The organism is Streptomyces sp. NPDC058964 (assembly GCF_042741275.1).
In the GTDB taxonomy this organism is placed as follows: Bacteria; Actinomycetota; Actinomycetes; order Streptomycetales; family Streptomycetaceae; genus Streptomyces.
The window spans coordinates 1-1290 of sequence record NZ_JBHYKH010000996.1 but is presented as its reverse complement, the minus strand read 5'-3'; the positions used below and the strand labels follow the sequence as shown (position 1 = coordinate 1290).

Here is a 1290-nt window from a genome sequence, read left to right as displayed (position 1 = left end):
TGCGGCATCGTCTGGTCGGTCGGTCCGGTGAGGATGGGGTAGCCGCGGTGGTCGCGTCGTCCGGCTCGGCCACCGGGGAGGGCGTCGCGTTCGACGACGGTCACCCGGCGGCCGGAACCCAGCAGGTGCAGGGCCGCCGACAGGCCCGACAGGCCCGCGCCCACCACCACGACGTGATCCGTCCGGCCGCGCACCGTCCTCATCGCCGCCCCTTTCCGGCGCCCAGCGGTGCGCCCCCGTCGTCCACCGCTCTGGTGCGGGGGCCGGGCCCGCAGCCGGCCGCTGCTCGCAGCAGCTCCCGCAGCCGCCCGGCGGCAGGCTCCGGCAGGGCGGCTTCCGCCAGCCGGCGCAGGCCGCGGACGCCGAGCCGCTCCGCCCGGCGTTCCACCGCCTCGCGGGCTCCGGTGCGTTCCAGCACCCGCCGCACCTCGGCGAGCCGGTCCTCGGTCAGCCGACGGGCACCCACACAGTCGTCCAGCACGGCCAGCGCCTCGGTGTCGCCGTCGGTCCCGGCCCTGGCCCGGGCCACGGCGACCAGATGGGTCGGCTTGCCCTGCCGGATGTCGTCGCCCGAGGGCTTGCCGGTGGCACGGGGTGCTCCGAACACTCCGTGCAGGTCGTCACGGAGCTGGAAGGCGATGCCCGCGCAGCGTCCGGCCGCCGACAGGATCTCCGTGGTCCGCGCGTCGGCCCCGGCGAGCGCGGCACCGAGGACCATCGGCCGTTCGACCGAGTACAGCCCGCTCTTCAGACAGGCGATCCGTACAGCGCGGGCCGCGGAGGGCGTCCCGGTCACCTGACCGTGCAGGTCGAGGTACTGCCCGGCGACCATCTCGGTGCGCAAGACCCGCCAGATCTCCCGTACGGCGTCGGCCACCGGCGCCGGCAGGGTCGTACCGGCGACGACGTCGTCCGCCCACGCCAGGGCCAGGTCGCCGACGAGGACCGCCGCGGCCTTCGCGAAGTCCGGGCCGGCCTCGGGGTACTGGTGAGCGATGTCGGTGTGCAGCGCGGCGCGGCCGCGGCGCAGGGGGGAGTCGTCCATCACGTCGTCCTGCACCAGTGCGCACGTCTGCAGAAGTTCGAGGGCCGCCGCGATCCGCAGCACGGCCGCGGTGTGCCGGGCCTCTCCCCGGCCGGCGCGGAAGGACCACCACAACAGCTGGGGACGGACCCGCTTGCCACCGTGCAGGGTGAAGGCGGCGAGCCGGGCGGCCAGGTCGTCGCCGAAGACGGTGTCGAGCGTCCGGCAGTGGGCGAGGCGCTCGCCGATGATCTGCTCCAGGCAGC

Annotated in this window: 2 protein-coding genes; both read right to left on the bottom strand. The window is 75.7% G+C overall.

Annotated features, from left to right (window positions below):
* The coding region (locus ACFW2E_RS47130; protein ID WP_384478398.1) for an FAD-dependent oxidoreductase at positions 1-203 on the bottom strand (203 nt) is incomplete at its 3' end.
* A partial coding sequence (locus tag ACFW2E_RS47125; protein WP_384478395.1) for a polyprenyl synthetase family protein occupies positions 200-1290 on the bottom strand: 1091 nt, incomplete at its 5' end. The genes ACFW2E_RS47125 and ACFW2E_RS47130, both read right to left, overlap by 4 nt.